Raw genomic sequence first — 16,080 nt, 5'->3', positions numbered from 1 at the left:
CATGCACGTCCAGAACGACACCAAGCCCTACGACACGATCAACGTCACGCCGATGCTCGACCTGGCCTATGTGCTGCTGGTCGTGTTCATCCTGATGACGACCGCGTCGGTGCAGGGCCTGTCGATCACCTTGCCCAAGCCGTCGAACCAGCCCAGCACCGAACGGCACGAGCTGCTGATCGTGCAGATCGCGGCCGATGGCGCGTTGCTGCTCAACGGCGCCTCGCTCTCGCTGGCCGAGATCGAGCAGCGCCTGACCCAGGCCAAGGCGGCCGACCCCAAGGTCACGGTCGCCATCAAGGGCGATGGCCGCGCCGCCTACGCACCGGTGGTGCAGGTGATCGACCTGTGCAACCGGCTGGCGGTCGACATGGCCCTGGTCACGTCCCGCATCGGCACTTGAAGGAGACCATGATGTCCCACACCACGCCCTTGATCGCCCACCGCCCGCCACACCCGCCGCGCCGTCTGCTGCGGCGGTTCACCGTGGGCCTCGCGCTCGTGCTGGCCACCGGCATGATGGCCTGGGGGCTGTCGCGCCTGTCGTTCGACGCGCCCACGCCGAAACGCCAGGTGGCCCGCATCGCATTGATGCCGGACACCCCCCCGCCGCCCCCGCCGCCGAAGGAAAAGAAGAAGGAAGAGCTGGCGCCGCAGGCACGGCCGCAGCCGCAGCGTGAAGAGGCGCCCAAGCCGCAGCCACCGGCCAACGAGCCGCTGAAGATGGAAGGGCAGGCGGGCAACGGGCCGAGCGCCTTTGCCGCCGGCAGCGTCAGCAACGACTACCGCGGCGGCCCGGTGGCGGTGGGGGGCGCGGCGTCGGCACCCGGCGTGGCCGACCGCGCCGCCGAGCGCTTGTATGCGAACACCGTGCGCCAGCTGCTGCAAGGCGAGATCGAGCGCCGCATGTCGCCCGACGCCGGCGAGCTGAGCGCCAACTTTGCGCTGTGGGTCGGTGCGGACGGGCGCATCGCGCGCTGGGAGTCCGACGCCGGCCAGGCCCCGCTGAAGACCGCGCTCGACGCCAGCGCCGAATCGTTGCGCCTGCCGGCGCCGCCCACGCTGAGCCAGCAACCGATGCGCTTTCGGTTGACGCTGCGCGCGGGTGCCTAACTGTCCAGTTTTCCTGTCTTGTTCCGGAGTTCCCCATGACACCACCGACGCCTCGCCCCGCGCGACTGGCGCCGCTCACCGTGGCCTGCTTGGCCGCGGCCGCGATCCCTGCCTGGGGCCAGACGCCCCCGACGCCCACCCCGCCGGCAGCCGCCGCGCCCGCCGCCGAGGTGGCCGCGCTGACCGAGCTGCGCGCCACCACGCTGGCGCTGATCGAAGCGCTGGTCGAGCAGGGGCTGCTGACGCGCGCGAAAGCCGATGAGCTGCTGCGCCGCGCGCGCGCCGCCGCCGAGCCGAGCGCCGCGGCGATGCCGGCCGCCGGCTGGGGCGCGCCGAAGACGGTCGTCCGGGTGCCCTACCTCAGCGAGACGACGCGGGCGCAGATCAAGGACGAGGTTCGCAACGACGTGCTGGCCACCGCCCGCGACGAGGGCTGGACCGATGGGCGCCGGCTGCCGTCGTGGCTGAAGGCGGTGTCGATCGAGGGCGACGTGCGGCTGCGCACGCAGGCCGAGATGCTGCCCGAGGACAACGTGGCGCCCGAGATCTTTCGCGCCCAGACCGATTCGCCGGCCTGGGCGCCGGACCTGCTGAACACCCAGCACGACCGTCACCGCATGACCTTGCGTGCGCGCCTGGGCGTGGTCGCCAAGGCCAGCGATTCGCTGAGCGCGGGCCTGCGCATCGCGACCGGCGGCACCACCGGCAGCCCCACATCGGAATCGGCCACGCTGGGCAACGGCAACAACCGGCTGGCCATCGGCATCGACCGGGCCTGGCTGCGCTGGGAGCCGCGCCACGGCACACGCCTGGAAGGCGGGCGCATGGCGGTGCCGTTCGAGGGCACCGACCTGCTGTGGCCCGACGACCTGGGGCTGGACGGCGTGGCCGGCCGCGGCGAGCTGGACCTGGCCAGCGGCTTGTACGCCTTCACGGTGGCCGGGGCTTTTCCGCTCGAAGAGTTCGCCAACACGGCGCGCGACAAGTGGCTGCTCGGCGGCCAGGCCGGCATCGACTGGGCATTCGGCAACGCCTGGCAGCTGCGCGCCGCGGTCGGCGTCTACCAGTTCCGCAACATCGAAGGGGTGCGTGAGAACGAGCTGCCGCCGACCGGCGCGCTGGGCGGTGTGCGGCCGTACCAGAGCAGCGCCTACCCGGTGGCGATCCGGCAAAAGGGCAACACGCTGATCAACCTGAACGCGCCGCAATCCACCGCTGCGCCGGTGTGGGGCCTGGCGTCGCGCTTCCGGCCGGTCGACCTGTCGCTGGCGCTGACCTCGCGCCACTACAGCCCCTATGAGGCGGTGTTGTCGCTCGACGTGGTGAAGAACACCGCCTTCGATGCCGCCGACATCGAGCGCCGCGCCGGCACCACCGCGGTGGCCGACCTGCGCGACAAGACACTGGGTTACCAGGCCAAGCTGTTGTTCGGCACGCCCAAGCTGGCCGAGCGCGGGGATTGGCAGGCCTTTGCCGCTTACCGCCGCTTCGAGCGTGATGCGTGGGTCGACGCCTACACCGACACCACCTGGCACCTGGGCGGCACCAACTACAAGGGCTTCAGCGTCGGCGCGCAGTACGCCTTCGACACCAAGGCGACGCTGGGCCTGCGCTACACGAGCACGCGCAACCTCGACGACGGCGTGCGCTTCCTGGCCATCCCCGGCGACCCGCTGTCGATCAGCGGCAACCTGAGCAGCGCGCCGTTGAAGATCGACGTGCTGCAGCTCGAAGCCAACGTGCGTTTCTAGGAGTGGTGGGCATGAGCACACGCAAGCTGATCCTCGGGCTGGTGTTGAGCGTGTTGGCCGGCCTGGCCCTGGCCGCCGACGGCGGCGACAAGCGCCTGGCCCAGGCCAAGGAGGCCGCGCGCAAGGCGCAGGCCGCGCTGCAGCAGGCCCAGCAAGAGCGCGACACGCTGCGCCAGCAGCAGGCCGCCACTGCGGCCGAGAAGGACGCGCTGGACCAGCGCCTGGCGAAGGTGCAGGCCGAGGTGCGCAGCAGCCAGGGCCGCCAGGCACAGCAGTCGCAGGCCCTGGCCGGTGCCCAGGCCGAGCTGGCGCGGGTGCGCGCCGAACTCGCCGACGAGCGGGCGCGGCGCGAGAAGGCCGAAGCCGCGGCCAGCGAGACACTCGCGCAGGCGCAGCAGGCGGTGCAGGCGCAGCGCCAGGTCACGGCGTCGGTCAGTGCGCTGCTGGAAAAGAGCACCGCCGCGTTGGCCCGGGCCGAAGAGGCCAACCGCACGTTGTATGGCCTGGGGCTGCAGGCGGTCGATGCCTACACCCAGCGCACCCCCGAGGCGATGCGCACACGCAGCGAGCCCTTCCTGGCCCTCGGCACCGTGAAGCTGGAAGACGAGGCCGAGAACCTGCGCAAGGCGCTGGACGCGCAGCGCGTGGTGCCCTGAACCGCGGGCGGCGCGGCGGGCCGGATAATCGGCCCCTTCTCGCCCACTGCTGAAGCGCCCCGCATGTTCACCGGCATCGTTCAAGGCATCGCCACCGTCGACACGCTCACCGACCGCCCGGGCCTGCGCAGCTTTCGGCTGCGCTTCCCGCCGGGTTTCGCGGCCGGCCTGGAGATCGGCGCCAGCGTGTCGTGCGACGGTGTCTGCCTGACCGTGACGGCGCTGCACGGCCCCACTGACGAACCGAGCGCGGCCGACTTCGACGTGATGCAGCAGAGCCTCGGCCTGACCACGCTCGGTGGCCTGGCCCAGGGCAGCCGGATCAACGTGGAGCGGGCCGCGAAAGACGGCGCCGAGATCGGCGGCCACCCGTTGTCGGGCCACATCGACGTGACCGGCACGCTGGTGGCCATTCGCCAGCCCGAGAACAACCACGTGCTGCGCATCGGGCTGCCGCCACGCTGGATGCGCTATGTGTTCGCCAAGGGCTACATCGCCGTCAATGGCGCCAGCCTGACGGTGGCCGAGGCTGACCGGCAGGCCGGCTGGTTCGAGGTCTGGCTGATCCCCGAAACGCTGCGCATGACGACCTTCGGCGAGAAGGCCATCGGCGACACGCTGAACATCGAGATCGAGCGCTCGACCCAGGTCTTCGTCGACACCGTGCGCGACGCGCTGGACGAACGCCTGGGCCCGCTGCTGCCGGCGCTCGAGGCGCTGCTGCGCGAGCGCGGCCTGTCGACCGACGAACTGGCGCGCCCGCTGCTGCCCGAAAAGCGCTGACCGCCTCATCGATTTGTTGAGGCCCCACCCGCAGTGGGGAAAGACGCGCCAGCCCCTGGCCGCCCACACTGGCGGCCTTTCAGAACCACGGGCTTGCGCGAGATGACGCCTTCTTCTCTTTCACGACGCCAGTTGATGCTGGCCGCAGCCGTGGGCGCTTGGCTGCCGGGTGGCGCAGGTGCCCGCCCAACGACCGCCACGTCGCCGGCTTTGCTGCTGGCGCAAGAGGCGTCTGATGCGCAAGACCCAACGGGCTACCTGGTGAGCGAGAAGTTCGACGGCGTGCGGGCCTTTTGGGACGGCCATCAACTGCGCTTTCGAGGCGGTGGCGTGGTGGCCGCGCCGGCCAGCTTTCTTGCCGGCCTGCCGGCGGGCCAGGCGTTGGATGGCGAACTGTGGCTGGGGCGGAGCCGCTTCGATGCCTTGTCGGCCATCGTGCGCCGCGAGCAGGCGGTGGCCACCGAATGGGACCAGGTCCACTACCTGGTGTTCGAGCAACCCGGGGGCGAGAGTGGGTTTGCGCAGCGTGTCGAGCGTCTGCATTCGCTGGCCGCACGTTCGTCAAACCGCCGCTGGGAAGTTGTCGAGCAATCGGCCGTGGCCACCCCAACCGCGCTGCAGGCACGCCTGAAGGCGGTGGTGGCCCAGGGTGGCGAGGGCCTGATGCTGCACCGCGCGGACGCCGCTTACCGCACCGGTCGCAGCGAGGTGTTGCTGAAGCTGAAGCCGGTGCGTGATGCCGAAGCCGTGGTCGTTGGTCATACGCCAGGACGCGGTCGCTTCGAGGGCCAGACCGGCGCGCTCAGGGTGCGTGACGAGGTAGGCCGAGAGTTCCTGGTCGGCAGCGGTTTGAACGAGGCGCAGCGCCGCAACCCGCCACCGGTGGGCAGTGTGGTGACCTTCAGCTGGCGCGGCGAAACGGCGAGCGGCCTGCCACGATTCCCGACACTGCTGCGCACCCGCGTGGCCGGTTGGTGAGTGCGGTATGGTGACTGCATGAGTGAATTCAGCTTCTTCTGGCACGACTACGAAACCTTCGGCCGCGTGCCGCGGCGCGACCGGCCGTCGCAGTTCGCCGGCGTGCGCACCGATGCCGAGTTGAACGAGATCGGCGCACCGGTGATGGCCTTCTGCCGGCCCGCGTCCGATTACCTGCCCGACCCCGAGAGCTGCCTGCTGACCGGCATCCTGCCGCAGCAGTGCCTGGAGAAAGGGCTGCCCGAGCCGCAGTTCGCCAACCTGATCGAGCGCGAGCTGGCCAAGGCCGGCACGGTGGGCGTGGGCTACAACACGATCCGCTTCGACGACGAGGTCACGCGCCACCTGTTCTGGCGCAACCTGATGGACCCGTATGCACGCGAGTACAAGAACGACTGCGGCCGCTGGGACCTGCTGGACACCGTGCGCTGCATGTACGCGCTGCGGCCCGACGGCCTGCAGTGGCCCAAGCACGACGACGGCCGGCCGTCGTTCAAGCTCGAGCACCTGACGGCGGCCAATGGCTTGTCGCACGAGGCGGCGCACGATGCGTTGTCCGACGTGCGCGCCACCGTGGCGCTGGCCCGCCTGGTGCGCCAGCACCAGCCGCGGCTGTGGGAGTTCTGCCTCAAGCTGCGGCAGAAGCAGGCGGTGTGGGCCGAGATCGAGGCGGCGCAGCGCCAGGGGCGGCCGTTCCTGCATGTGTCGGGCATGTACCCGCCCGACCGCGGCTGCATCGCCGCGGTGTGGCCGCTGGCGCCGCACCCGACCAACAAGAACGAGCTGATCGTCTGGGACCTGTCCGAAGACCCGGCGGCGCTGTTCGACCTCAACGCCGCGGCGATCCGCGAGCGCATGTTCACCCGCACCGAAGACCTGCCCGAGGGTGTGACCCGGCTGCCGCTGAAGACCATCCACATCAACAAGTCGCCGGTGGTGATCAGCTCGCTGAAGACGCTGTCGGCGCCGATGGCCGAACGCTGGGGCCTCGACCTGGATCGGGCCGATCACCATGCCCAGGCCTGCGCACAACACGGCCCGAAGATGGCGGGCATCTGGCCCGATGTCTTCGCGCGCCCGGCGCCCGAGCACGCGCCGGATGTCGACGAAGACCTGTACGGCGGCTTCGTCAACCCGACCGACCGCCAGCGCCTGGACCGCCTGCGCAAGCTCGGCCCCGATGACCCGGCGTGGACGCGGGCCAGTTTCGAAGACCGGCGGCTGGACGAGCTGGTGTTCCGCTACCGCGCGCGCAACCATGCCGACAGCCTGGGCGCCGACGAGCGCGAACGCTGGGAGCGCCACTGTGCCGAACGCCTGCACGACGGTGCCGGCGGCGGGCTGAGCCTGGCGACCTTCTTCGAGAAGCTGGACGTGCTGGGCGAGACCGCCGACGAGCGGGGCCAGGCGATCCTCGGCGCGCTGTACGACTATGCCGAGCAGATCGCGCCGGAGCCGGTCTGACGGGCCCGAGAGGCTCTTGCGCGCGCGGCGCATTTTGATGCGTCGTTGATAGAGCTTGACAGACTGGGGCCCCCAGCCTGTCCGCCTTCGCTTAGTCTTGCCCGCGCAGGGCACCTAACGCTCTGTCTTGTGGTTCTGGCGCAGCCGCCAGCCGCCGCCACGCGGCTGCGCCAGACATTTCGACAATGTGCTAGAGGAGATAACAGTGTTCGCATCCAGCAATTCCAAAAACGGTTCGGTTCGCGGGGTCCTCGGCAAATGGTTTGCGCTGACCGCGCTGGCCATCGCCAGCTTGTCGGCCTCTGGGCAGTCGCTTGGCCTGGCCCAAGACACCCATGCTTACGCCTTCACCAGCGGCGCCGAGAGCGTGGCGCGCGAGGCCGGTGTCGTGGCCAGCCATGACGTTCACATCGAAGGGGCCGACTGGCTGCGCCTGCAGTTCGACGGCGTCAAGCTGCCCAACGGCGCCAAGCTGCGCATCACGTCGCTGCAAGACGGCGCCCAGCAGCACCTGAGCGCCAAGACCCTGGCGCAATGGCAGAACACCTCGGCCTACTTCAACGGCTCTGCGGTGCGCGTGGAACTGCTGGCCGCCAAGGCCGGCCGCGCGGGCCAGTTCGGCATCGTCAAGGTGCTGGCGGGCAAGCCGCAACCGGTGACCGAAAGCCAGTGCGGCCCGAACGATGACCGCGTGGCCTCCAACGTGGCCGACCGCGCCCGCCTGCTCGACGTGGGGTGCACCGCCAACCTGATGGCCAAGGGCTGCTTCATCACCGCCGGCCACTGCATGACCACGCCGTCGCTGGTCGACGTGGTCGAGTTCAACGTGCCCAAGTCCAACTCCAACGGCAGCCTGAACCACCCGGCGCCGAAGGACCAGTACGTGCCGACGGCGAACCGCAAGTTCTTCCAGGGCAACATCGGCAACGACTGGGGCGTGTTCACGGTGGCGCCGAACAGCGAAACCGGCAAGATGCCGCTCGAAGCCCAGGGCCACGGCCTGAAGCTCGCCAAGGCGGTGCCGGTGGTGGGCGCCAAGGTGGACATCCATGGCTACGGCGTGGACACCGGCGTGGACAACCAGACCCAGCAGTACTCGACCGGCCCGATCACCTCGGTGGACACCAACACCACGGTGCTGAAGTACTCGGCCGACACCGAAGGCGGCAACAGCGGCTCGGCCGTGCTGAGCGGTGGCCGCGTGGTGGCGATCCACACCAACGCCGGCTGCACGCAGTCTGGCGGCGCCAACCAGGGCACGCTGTACACCAACGCGGGCTTCAAGAAGGCGTTCAAGGCCGTCTGCTCCACGGCGCAGTGATGATCACGGGCGGCACGGTGGCGGCCGGAACGCCGCCGGGCCGCCCGGCAGGATCCAGCGCACAGGCCCCGCGAGGGGCCTTCTCTTTTTGGGGCAAGCCCTGAGACGGCGGGCGGGGTCTGGGCGTAAGGTAGCGGTCCAAATCGAAGGAGTCCGCCATGCTCAAGTCCGGAATCGACCAGGATGCACTGATCGAGATGTTCGCCAGCGCCAGCGCGAAGCAGACCGCCCAGTTGCGCGACGCTGTCAGCCAGGCCACCTTGAAGGCGCTGCAAGGGCGCGAGATGAGCCTGAAGAACATCAAGGCGGTGATCAAGTCGGTGACCGAGGCCGCCAGCACCGGCGCGCTGCAGAACGTGACGCCCAAGGTCGATGTCGAGTCGATGCTCAACGGTGCGCTGGCCGGCATGGACGATGCGCTGCTGAAGGCGGTGGACGCCAACCGCGTGGCGCTCGAACGCCTGGTCGACCAGGGCGTGGGGCTGCAGGAAAAGCAGCTGAAGAAGGCGCTCGACGATCTCGAGAAACTCGAAGACACGATGTTCGACACCGTGCGCAAGGCGACGGGCGGGGCCGACATGGCCAAGCTGGCCGGGCCCTGGGCCGAGGTGCTGGGCAAGTTCGAGCAGGCCGGCAGCCTGACCGGCGCGCAGGCCAACGCGACGCTGGAGCAGATGACCAACCAGATGCAGACGGCCATGCGCCAAAGCCGCGCCGCCGGGCTGAAGGCGGCGCAAACGCTGGCCCAAAGCTACACCGCGCTGGTCAGCGGCGTGCTGATGGGCATGTCGGACGCGCTGCGCCAGGGTGGTGGCGACGACGCCACGCCGGCGCCCAAGGCGGCGGGCAAGTCCGCTCGCAAGTAAGCGCCGGGGCGGCGCCTGGGTGAGTGGGCCGGCGGGGGGACCGGCAGGGCGTTGGAGTTACCAACCTAGAACTTCCGCTCGCTTTCCCTGGCCCTGGCGGCCGTGGCCGGCGCCCCGCAGGCCTACACTGGCAGACTGCCTTCTAGCTGCACCCCAGACCTACCATGACCCGAGTCGTCATCAGCGGCACCGGCCTGTACCGGCCGCCGCACGTCATCACCAACACCGAGTTGGTGGAGGCCTTCAACGCCTACGCTGCCCTGCAAAACGAGAAGAACGCCGCCGCCATCTCGGCCGGCGAGCTGCCGGCGATGGTGCCGTCCAGCGTCGAGTTCATCGAGAAAGCCTCGGGCATCCAGCAGCGCTACGTGATCGACAAGGCCGGCGTGCTGGACCCGACCCGCATGTACCCGCGCTTCGAAGAGAGGCCCGACGACCAGCTGTCGCTGATGGCCGAGATCGCGGTCGATGCCTCGCAAAAGGCGCTGGCCGCGGCCGGCAGGACCGGCGCGCAGGTCGACGCGGTGCTGTGCGCCGCAGCCAACATGCAGCGCGCCTACCCGGCGATGGCGGTCGAGATCCAGCAGGCGCTGGGGGCCGGCGGCTTCGGCTTCGACATGAACGTGGCCTGCTCGTCGGCCACCTTCGCGATCGAGCAGGCCGCCAACGCGGTGCGCGCTGGCACGGCCAACTGCGTGCTGGTCGTGAACCCCGAGATCACCTCGGCCCACCTCGAATGGCGCGACCGCGATTGCCATTTCATCTTCGGTGACGTGTGCACCGCGGTGATCGTCGAGCGGGCCGAGACGGCCACCTCGGCCGACCAGTGGGAGATCCTGGGCACCAAGCTGGCGACGCAGTTCTCGAACAACATCCGCAACAACTTCGGGTTCATGAACCGCAGCGAGGACAGCGACCCGAACGCGCGCGACAAGACCTTCCGCCAAGAAGGGCGCAAGGTCTTCAAGGAGGTCGTGCCGTTGGCCGCCGCGCACATCGAGCAGCACCTGGGCGTGCTTGGCTTCGAGCCGACGCAGGTGCGGCGCTACTGGCTGCACCAGGCCAACCTGGGCATGAACCAGTTCATCGTCAAGAAGCTCGTCGGCCAGGAGGCCGGCGGCGACATCGCGCCACTGATCCTGAACGAATACGCCAACACCGCCTCTGCGGGCTCGATCATCGCCTTTCACCACCACCGGGCCGACCTGGCGGCGGGGGACGTGGGGGTGGTGTGCTCGTTCGGCGCCGGCTATTCGATCGGCAGCGTCGTGGTGCGCAAGCTGTGAGGGGCCGCCTGATCGTGGGCGCAGGCTGCGCCGCGCTGGCCCTGTCGCTGGCGGCGCCCTGGGCGGCGCAGGCGCAGACGGCGGCCAAGACCTTGAACGGCGACGCGCCGGCCAAGGGCACGATGATGAGCCGCGACGAACTGCGCGCCTGCCTGAAAGACCAGGCGGCCCAGAAGGCGCGTTCGGCCGAGCTGGACCAGCGCCGCACCGAGGTCGAGGCCGAGATCGCCGACGTGCGGCGGCAGAAAGAGGCCGTGCAGGCCGAGCGCGACGCCTACGCCGCCAAGGCCGCTGAAGTGCAGGCCTTCAAGGAGAAGGTCAAGCAGCACGGCGAGCGGCTCGCGCTGTACAACCAGCGCGTCAAGGAGTTTCGCGAGAACCCGCCGAAGCCGGCCGACCTGGAGCGCGAGCGGGGCCAGATCGAGGGCGAGGCCGACGCGCTGGCCAAGGCCGATGCGGCGATCAAGGCCGAAGCCGCGCAGTGGACCGCCACGATGGAGCCGGCCCGCGCCGCGCTGAGCGAACACACCCAGGCCCAGCAGGCGGCAGCGGCCACGGCCACCGAGCACAACCGTGTCTTCAACGAAGCCGTGGCGGCACAGCAAGAGCAGCTCGCCGCGTGGAAGCAGCGCTGTGGCAACAGGCCCTACCGCGAGGCCGACGAGAAGGCGATCAGCGCGGAGAAGTGATCTCCGGGCCCGACGCCGCCCGTGTTGGTACCGGGTGAGGTGCCAACACCCGTCAGGCATAGTCAACAGCTTCCGGCTCTGGCAGCAGGGTGAACTGCTCGACGACGTGGTGGGTGAGCTGCCGACGGGCTGGCACGTCACGGATGCCACTGCCATCGATGCCAGGGGCCGCATCGGCCTGATGCTGCAGCGCCGCGTCCCCGACGGCCGGAAGCGCTCGCTGACGTCGGCTGTATTGCACCCGATTTGAGAAGGACTCGCTGATGACTTCGATTTCTCGCCGTCGCCTGCTGGCGGCCTTGCCGCTGGGCCTGGCGGCGCCGATGGCGCGTGCCTCGGCCAGGGGGCAGCGCTACACCGTGCAGCTGCTGCCACTCGACGACGTGTCATCCATCCGCATCGCGGGCATGGCCGGCGATTTCGTGGCCGGAAACAGCTTCCAGCACGACCCGTACGACCAGGAGCCCGGTAACGTCGCCGCGTTGTGGGATCAACGGCACCTGCAGTACAGGGTGCCCTTCGGTCTGAGGAACGCCGGCATCTGGGGCGTCAACGCCCTGGGCACGATGATCGGCCACTGCAGCGTGCCGGGATTGCGCGAAATGCGAGCCGTCGGAATCCCGCTGGACGGCCCGGCCGAGATGCTGCTGCCACGCAGCCCGGAAGCCTACAGCATCGCATTGGGAATCAATGACTCGGGCGTCATCGTCGGCAACTACCACCTGCGCAACGACTGGCGCTACCACGGTTTTCGCTGGGCGAATGGCCAGCATGAGGTGCTGCCTTCGCCTTCGCCCGACTGCGTCAACCGTCCTGTTGGCATCAACGCTGAAGGGACCATCGTCGGGCGCCTGAGGTACCAGCAACCAGACGGGCAGTTCCACGGAGGTGCCTGCGTTTACCGGGGTGACGAGCCTACCTTCCTGCCGGCGGAACCTGATTTCTACAGTGAAGCCGTGGCCATCAACGATGAGGGGTGGATCATCGGCTACCAGACGCCGATCAACAACTACTTCGCGCGCCCGGTGCTCTGGCAGCCCCGCGATGGGGCTTACCGGTTGCGCCGCCTGCCCAAGCCGCTGGGTGCAAAGCTCTCCAGGCCCACGGCGATCAATGCCGCAGGCACGGTGGTCGGTACGGCCGAATTCGTCGGTGGCAATCCCGACTACTGGCTGGCGCGCGGGTGGGTTTGGAACCGCGGCGAACTGCTGGTGCTGGACGATGTGGTGGGCGAACTGCCGCCCCACGTGCACATCATCGAAGCCACGGCCATCGATGCGCAAGGCCGCATCGGCGTGATGCTGCAGCGCTACTTCCCGGACCGCCAGGAGCGCGTGCGCTCGTCGGCGGTGCTGCACCCGATCGCGTCCTGAGGCAGGACGCGAGCAGGTTCAGTCCAGCACCAGGCGTTGCGCCCGCAGCTTCTCGTAGGCTGGGCGGCAGGCGTCGGCGACGCGCAGGGCCTCGCCGCTCAATTGCGGTGAGCGCGCCCGCCAGGGCTCGAAACCGGTCGACTTCCAGACGGCGTCGTACCAGTACGGTGCCCAGATGCCGTCGCTGTCGCGCCGGCCGGCCGGCCATTCGAGCATGCGCTCGGTGAAACCCAGGCCCAGGTGCTCGCACAGGGCTTCGAGGAACGGGCCGGGGTCGCGCAGAAAGTCGTCCGCGTCGATCACCGGCGGCGCGTGGCCCTGGGCGTCAGCCACCTGGTCGAACAGCTTGGCCTGTTGCAGCAGGCCGATGTCTTCGGGCGCCACCGTCGCGCGCGACTTCAGGTACGACTCGACCACCTCGGCGGGGTCGCGGATCAGGAACACGTTGGCCAGCTTGTTGACCCATGCCGACGAGTACCTCGGCTGCAGGTGATGGGTCATGTGCTTCTGGTACCAGACCGGGCGCCCGCCCGGGGCGGGGCCGGTCGACAGGGCCACGGCCACGCGTTCGTAGTCGGTGTCGCCGTCGGCGATGATCTCGTCCCGGCCCGGGTGGTCCAGGCCGGTGGTGGCCAGGTAGGCGGCGTACAGCGGCTCGTCGCTGACGGCGCAGTCACCCCGGTTCTCCCAGGCCCGCATCATCGCGGTCGAGATGTTGCGCGGGCCGCTCCACATCGCCACGCGCAGCGGCGTTGCCGGGGCGGCGCTCATCGGGTGCGCCCCGCGATGTCGCGCTGCACCAGCTCGCGGTACAGGCCCTGCAGCCGGGTCACCATCGGGCCGGGCACCTGGTCGTAGCCGCGGCCGTCGATCGAGCGCACCGGCACCACGCCGGCGAAGGTGCCGGTGCAGAAGGCCTCGTCGGCGCTGTAGACCTGGGTCAGGCTGAAGTTCTTCTCGAACACCGGGATGCCGGCCTCGCGGCAGACCTGGATCACGTTGGAGCGGGTGATGCCGCCCAGGCAGTAGTCGCCCGACGAGGTCCAGACCTCGCCCTTGCGCACGATGAAGAAGTGGGTCGAGTTGCACGTGGCGACGAAGCCGTGCGGGTCGAGCATCAGCGCTTCGTCGGCACCGGCCTCGATCGCCTGGATGCAGGCGGTGATGCAGTTGAGCTTGCTGTGGCTGTTGAGCTTCGGGTCTTGCACGTCGGGGAAGCCGCGCCGCACATGCACGGTGAACAGCTTCAGGCCGGTGGCCAGCGTCTCGGGCTTGGCCAGTTTCCACTCGGGGATGATCACGACCGTGGCCTGGCCCAGCGCGGCACGCGGGTCCTGGTAGGGCGTGCGCTTGACGCCGCGCGTGACCATCAGGCGGATGTGCACGCCCTCGTCCATCTGGTTGGCGGCCAGCGTGTCGTAGATGGCTTTCGTCAGCTCGTCGCGCGTCAGGCCGATCGTCAGGGCGATGGCCTTGGCGCCTTCGAACAGGCGGTCCAGGTGCGCGTCGAGGAACAGCGGGTGGCCGCCGGAGACGCGCAGGCCCTCCCAGACGCCGTCGCCGAGCACGAAGCCGCTGTCGAAGACCGAGACGGTGGCGTCAACCCGTGACTTCAATGCGCCGTTGACCCAGATGCGAATGTCCGCATTGCGCGGGTCGTCGTGGAAGTCGTGAATGCTTTGTGACATGTGCTTTCCCGAGGTGAGGGGCGCGCAGTCAACAGGCGGTGGCATGATGCGCGGCTGGGCCACGAGCCCGAGCGATTTAGAGGATCTCATGAAGCGAACCGAATATCTCTCCGTAACCGGCACGTTGGCCGCAGTTTTGTTTGCCGTCGCCGCCCACGGCCCGGCCATGGCCCAATCCGACAGCAAGACCCTGTCGGGCAAGACCGGCACGGGCAAGGTCATGACCCGCGACGAGCTGCGGGCCTGCATGAAGCAGCAAGAAACGCTGGCCGCGCGCAAGACCGAGCTCGAAACGCGCCAGACCAAGATCAACGACGAGCGCGCTGGGATCCAGAAGGAGACCGATGCGATCAAGGCCGAGCAAGCCGCCTTCTCGGCACGCAAGGGTGAGGTCGAACAGCTCAACGCGAAGATGACCGCGTTCTCGGCCAAGGTGAAAGACCTGCAAGAGCGCCGGGACACCTTCGAAGCGTCCGGCCGCGGGGGCCCGAATGCCGAGCGCGAGCGCCGCAAGCTCGAGAAGGAAGCCGCCGAGATCAAGAAGGAAGAAGGCGAGCTGAATGCCGAGCGCGACAAGATCGCCGCCGGCGGTGACCAGGCCGTGGCCGCGCTGAATGCACGTGTCGACGCGCAGCAGCAAGTGGCGCAGAGCTGGAACGACCGCAACAAGCAGTTGGCCAAGGACCAGCAGACCTACGAAGACGACCGCATCGGCTGGATCGACAACTGCGGCAACCGTCGGTACAAGGAAGACGACGAAAAAGCCATCAAGGCTGGGAAGTAAAGGCCCCCACGGCCCCTCCGGGGGCCTGCCCCCCCCCGAGGGGGCTCGCGCTGCGGACCGGCGGAGCCGGATCCGCGCACGCCACTTGAGGGCGGCGGCTCCTGCGGAGCGCCGAGTCTGGAGCGGCAAAAAGAAAGGCCACCGCGAGGTGGCCTTTTTCGTGGGGCGGGCGGCGCGTGGCGCGCCCGTTCAATCAAGACGTTAGACGGTCACGCCCTTGGCGGTGTCCGCGTACTCTTCGATCTGGTCGAAGTTCATGTAGCGGTAGATGCTGGCCGACTCCTTGGTCACGATGCCCATGGCCTCGTGGTACTCGGCCACGGTCGGGATGCGGCCGAGCTTGGATGCGATGGCCGACAGTTCGGCCGAGGCGAGGAACACGTTCGAGTTCTTGCCCAGGCGGTTCGGGAAGTTGCGGGTCGAGGTGGAGATGACCGTGGCGCCTTCACGCACCTGCGCTTGATTGCCCATGCACAGCGAGCAGCCGGGCATCTCGGTGCGCGCACCGGCGGTGCCGAAGGCGGCGTAGTGGCCTTCCTTGATCAGCTCGGTCTGGTCCATCTTGGTGGGCGGGGCGACCCACAGCTTGACCGGGATGTCGCGCTGGCCGCCCAGCAGCTTGGCCGCGGCGCGGAAGTGGCCGATGTTGGTCATGCACGAGCCGATGAAGGCTTCGTCGATCTTCGTGCCGGCAACCTCGGACAGCAGCTTGGCGTCGTCCGGGTCGTTCGGGCAGCACAGCACGGGCTCTTTCAGCTCGTTCAGGTCGATCTCGATCACGGCGGCGTACTCGGCGTCGGCATCGGCGTGCATCAGCTCGGGCTTGGCCAGCCAGGCCTCGACGGCCTTGATGCGGCGCTCGAGCGTGCGCTTGTCCTGGTAGCCGTCGGCGATCATGTTCTTCATCAGCACGATGTTGCTGGTGAGGTATTCCTTGATCGGCTCGGGGTTCAGCTTGACGGTGCAGCCGGCGGCCGAGCGTTCGGCCGAGGCGTCGCTCAGCTCGAAGGCCTGTTCGATCTTCAGGTCCGGCAGGCCCTCGATCTCGAGGATGCGGCCCGAGAAGATGTTCTTCTTGCCTTGCTTGGCCACGGTCAGCAAGCCGGCCTTGATCGCGTAGTAGGGGATCGCATGCACCAGGTCACGCAGCGTGACGCCGGGCTGCATCTGGCCCTTGAAGCGCACCAGCACCGACTCGGGCATGTCCAGCGGCATCACGCCGGTGGCGGCACCGAAGGCGACCAGGCCGGAGCCGGCCGGGAACGAGATGCCGATCGGGAAGCGGGTGTGCGAGTCGCCGCCGGTGCCCACGGTGTCGGGCAGCAGCA

At 69.0% G+C, this 16,080-nt stretch carries 16 protein-coding genes; 13 read left to right on the top strand and 3 right to left on the bottom strand.

Annotated features, from left to right (window positions below):
* Position 1: 1 nt before the first annotated feature.
* The 12 genes from ACE3SG_RS26565 to ACE3SG_RS26510 all read left to right on the top strand — a co-directional run bounded on the left by ACE3SG_RS26565 (position 2) and on the right by ACE3SG_RS26510 (position 12,280).
* Entirely contained in the window at positions 2 to 403 is a 402-nt protein-coding gene (locus ACE3SG_RS26565; RefSeq protein WP_374569269.1) for an ExbD/TolR family protein, read from the top strand.
* Positions 404 to 414: 11 nt separating this feature from the next.
* The gene (locus tag ACE3SG_RS26560; protein WP_374569268.1) at positions 415 to 1,113 is read left to right on the top strand and encodes a hypothetical protein; all 699 of its coding nucleotides are present in this window, start codon (positions 415 to 417) and stop codon (positions 1,111 to 1,113) included.
* A 35-nt stretch (positions 1,114 to 1,148) separates the two neighbouring features.
* The gene (locus ACE3SG_RS26555; RefSeq protein WP_374569267.1) at positions 1,149 to 2,864 is read left to right on the top strand and encodes a putative porin; all 1,716 of its coding nucleotides are present in this window, start codon (positions 1,149 to 1,151) and stop codon (positions 2,862 to 2,864) included.
* Between the two features lie 11 nt (positions 2,865 to 2,875).
* Positions 2,876 to 3,520 (top strand): hypothetical protein, encoded by a 645-nt coding sequence (locus ACE3SG_RS26550; protein ID WP_374569266.1) that lies wholly within the window; start codon positions 2,876 to 2,878, stop codon positions 3,518 to 3,520.
* A 63-nt stretch (positions 3,521 to 3,583) separates the two neighbouring features.
* Positions 3,584 to 4,303 (top strand): riboflavin synthase subunit alpha, encoded by a 720-nt coding sequence (locus ACE3SG_RS26545; protein ID WP_374569265.1) that lies wholly within the window; start codon positions 3,584 to 3,586, stop codon positions 4,301 to 4,303.
* Positions 4,304 to 4,438: 135 nt separating this feature from the next.
* On the top strand, positions 4,439 to 5,281 hold the full coding sequence (locus ACE3SG_RS26540) for a DNA ligase (RefSeq protein ID WP_374569264.1): 843 nt from the start codon (positions 4,439 to 4,441) through the stop codon (positions 5,279 to 5,281).
* A gap of 18 nt (positions 5,282 to 5,299) precedes the next feature.
* Complete coding sequence (gene sbcB / locus ACE3SG_RS26535) at positions 5,300 to 6,745, top strand: exodeoxyribonuclease I (RefSeq protein ID WP_374569262.1); 1,446 nt, start codon at positions 5,300 to 5,302, stop codon at positions 6,743 to 6,745.
* A gap of 205 nt (positions 6,746 to 6,950) precedes the next feature.
* Complete coding sequence (locus ACE3SG_RS26530) at positions 6,951 to 8,066, top strand: serine protease (RefSeq protein WP_374569261.1); 1,116 nt, start codon at positions 6,951 to 6,953, stop codon at positions 8,064 to 8,066.
* Between the two features lie 158 nt (positions 8,067 to 8,224).
* The gene (locus ACE3SG_RS26525) at positions 8,225 to 8,932 is read left to right on the top strand and encodes a DUF6781 family protein (protein ID WP_374569260.1); all 708 of its coding nucleotides are present in this window, start codon (positions 8,225 to 8,227) and stop codon (positions 8,930 to 8,932) included.
* 164 nt (positions 8,933 to 9,096) lie between these two features.
* The gene (locus ACE3SG_RS26520; protein WP_374569259.1) at positions 9,097 to 10,218 is read left to right on the top strand and encodes a beta-ketoacyl-ACP synthase III; all 1,122 of its coding nucleotides are present in this window, start codon (positions 9,097 to 9,099) and stop codon (positions 10,216 to 10,218) included.
* Positions 10,215 to 10,907: a hypothetical protein gene (locus tag ACE3SG_RS26515; RefSeq protein WP_374569258.1), complete on the top strand. Its 693-nt coding sequence runs from the start codon at positions 10,215 to 10,217 to the stop codon at positions 10,905 to 10,907. Before ACE3SG_RS26520 ends, ACE3SG_RS26515 begins: the two co-directional genes overlap by 4 nt.
* A gap of 263 nt (positions 10,908 to 11,170) precedes the next feature.
* Complete coding sequence (locus ACE3SG_RS26510; protein ID WP_374569257.1) at positions 11,171 to 12,280, top strand: hypothetical protein; 1,110 nt, start codon at positions 11,171 to 11,173, stop codon at positions 12,278 to 12,280.
* An 18-nt stretch (positions 12,281 to 12,298) separates the two neighbouring features.
* On the opposite strand, the gene ACE3SG_RS26505 is transcribed toward ACE3SG_RS26510, so the two are convergent.
* Both ACE3SG_RS26505 and ACE3SG_RS26500 read right to left on the bottom strand, forming a co-directional pair.
* The gene (locus ACE3SG_RS26505; protein ID WP_374569256.1) at positions 12,299 to 13,051 is read right to left on the bottom strand and encodes an HAD family hydrolase; all 753 of its coding nucleotides are present in this window, start codon (positions 13,049 to 13,051) and stop codon (positions 12,299 to 12,301) included.
* The gene (locus ACE3SG_RS26500) at positions 13,048 to 13,968 is read right to left on the bottom strand and encodes an aminotransferase class IV (RefSeq protein WP_374569255.1); all 921 of its coding nucleotides are present in this window, start codon (positions 13,966 to 13,968) and stop codon (positions 13,048 to 13,050) included. The genes ACE3SG_RS26505 and ACE3SG_RS26500 overlap by 4 nt, the downstream gene beginning before the upstream one ends.
* A gap of 166 nt (positions 13,969 to 14,134) precedes the next feature.
* Between ACE3SG_RS26500 and ACE3SG_RS26495 the strand changes: the two genes are divergently transcribed.
* On the top strand, positions 14,135 to 14,752 hold the full coding sequence (locus tag ACE3SG_RS26495) for a hypothetical protein (protein WP_374569254.1): 618 nt from the start codon (positions 14,135 to 14,137) through the stop codon (positions 14,750 to 14,752).
* Between the two features lie 201 nt (positions 14,753 to 14,953).
* Here the strand turns inward: ACE3SG_RS26495 and ACE3SG_RS26490 are convergent.
* The coding region (locus tag ACE3SG_RS26490; RefSeq protein WP_374569253.1) for an aconitase family protein at positions 14,954 to 16,080 on the bottom strand (1,127 nt) is incomplete at its 5' end.

It is taken from the genome of Ideonella sp. (assembly GCF_041914305.1).
Taxonomy (GTDB): Bacteria; Pseudomonadota; Gammaproteobacteria; order Burkholderiales; family Burkholderiaceae_C; genus Ideonella.
Note: the sequence above shows the minus strand (reverse complement) of the source record. Positions and strands in the feature narration are given on the sequence as shown.

Coding starts and splice junctions, on each gene's coding strand:
- ACE3SG_RS26560 (WP_374569268.1), top strand. CDS start 415: ATGTCCCACACCACGCCCTTGATCGCCCACCGCCCGCCACACCCGCCG.
- ACE3SG_RS26555 (WP_374569267.1), top strand. CDS start 1,149: ATGACACCACCGACGCCTCGCCCCGCGCGACTGGCGCCGCTCACCGTG.
- ACE3SG_RS26565 (WP_374569269.1), top strand. CDS start 2: ATGCACGTCCAGAACGACACCAAGCCCTACGACACGATCAACGTCACG.
- ACE3SG_RS26520 (WP_374569259.1), top strand. CDS start 9,097: ATGACCCGAGTCGTCATCAGCGGCACCGGCCTGTACCGGCCGCCGCAC.
- ACE3SG_RS26550 (WP_374569266.1), top strand. CDS start 2,876: ATGAGCACACGCAAGCTGATCCTCGGGCTGGTGTTGAGCGTGTTGGCC.
- sbcB (WP_374569262.1), top strand. CDS start 5,300: ATGAGTGAATTCAGCTTCTTCTGGCACGACTACGAAACCTTCGGCCGC.
- ACE3SG_RS26540 (WP_374569264.1), top strand. CDS start 4,439: ATGCTGGCCGCAGCCGTGGGCGCTTGGCTGCCGGGTGGCGCAGGTGCC.
- ACE3SG_RS26495 (WP_374569254.1), top strand. CDS start 14,135: ATGGCCCAATCCGACAGCAAGACCCTGTCGGGCAAGACCGGCACGGGC.
- ACE3SG_RS26545 (WP_374569265.1), top strand. CDS start 3,584: ATGTTCACCGGCATCGTTCAAGGCATCGCCACCGTCGACACGCTCACC.
- ACE3SG_RS26500 (WP_374569255.1), bottom strand. CDS start 13,968: ATGTCACAAAGCATTCACGACTTCCACGACGACCCGCGCAATGCGGAC.
- ACE3SG_RS26510 (WP_374569257.1), top strand. CDS start 11,171: ATGACTTCGATTTCTCGCCGTCGCCTGCTGGCGGCCTTGCCGCTGGGC.
- ACE3SG_RS26525 (WP_374569260.1), top strand. CDS start 8,225: ATGCTCAAGTCCGGAATCGACCAGGATGCACTGATCGAGATGTTCGCC.
- ACE3SG_RS26505 (WP_374569256.1), bottom strand. CDS start 13,051: ATGAGCGCCGCCCCGGCAACGCCGCTGCGCGTGGCGATGTGGAGCGGC.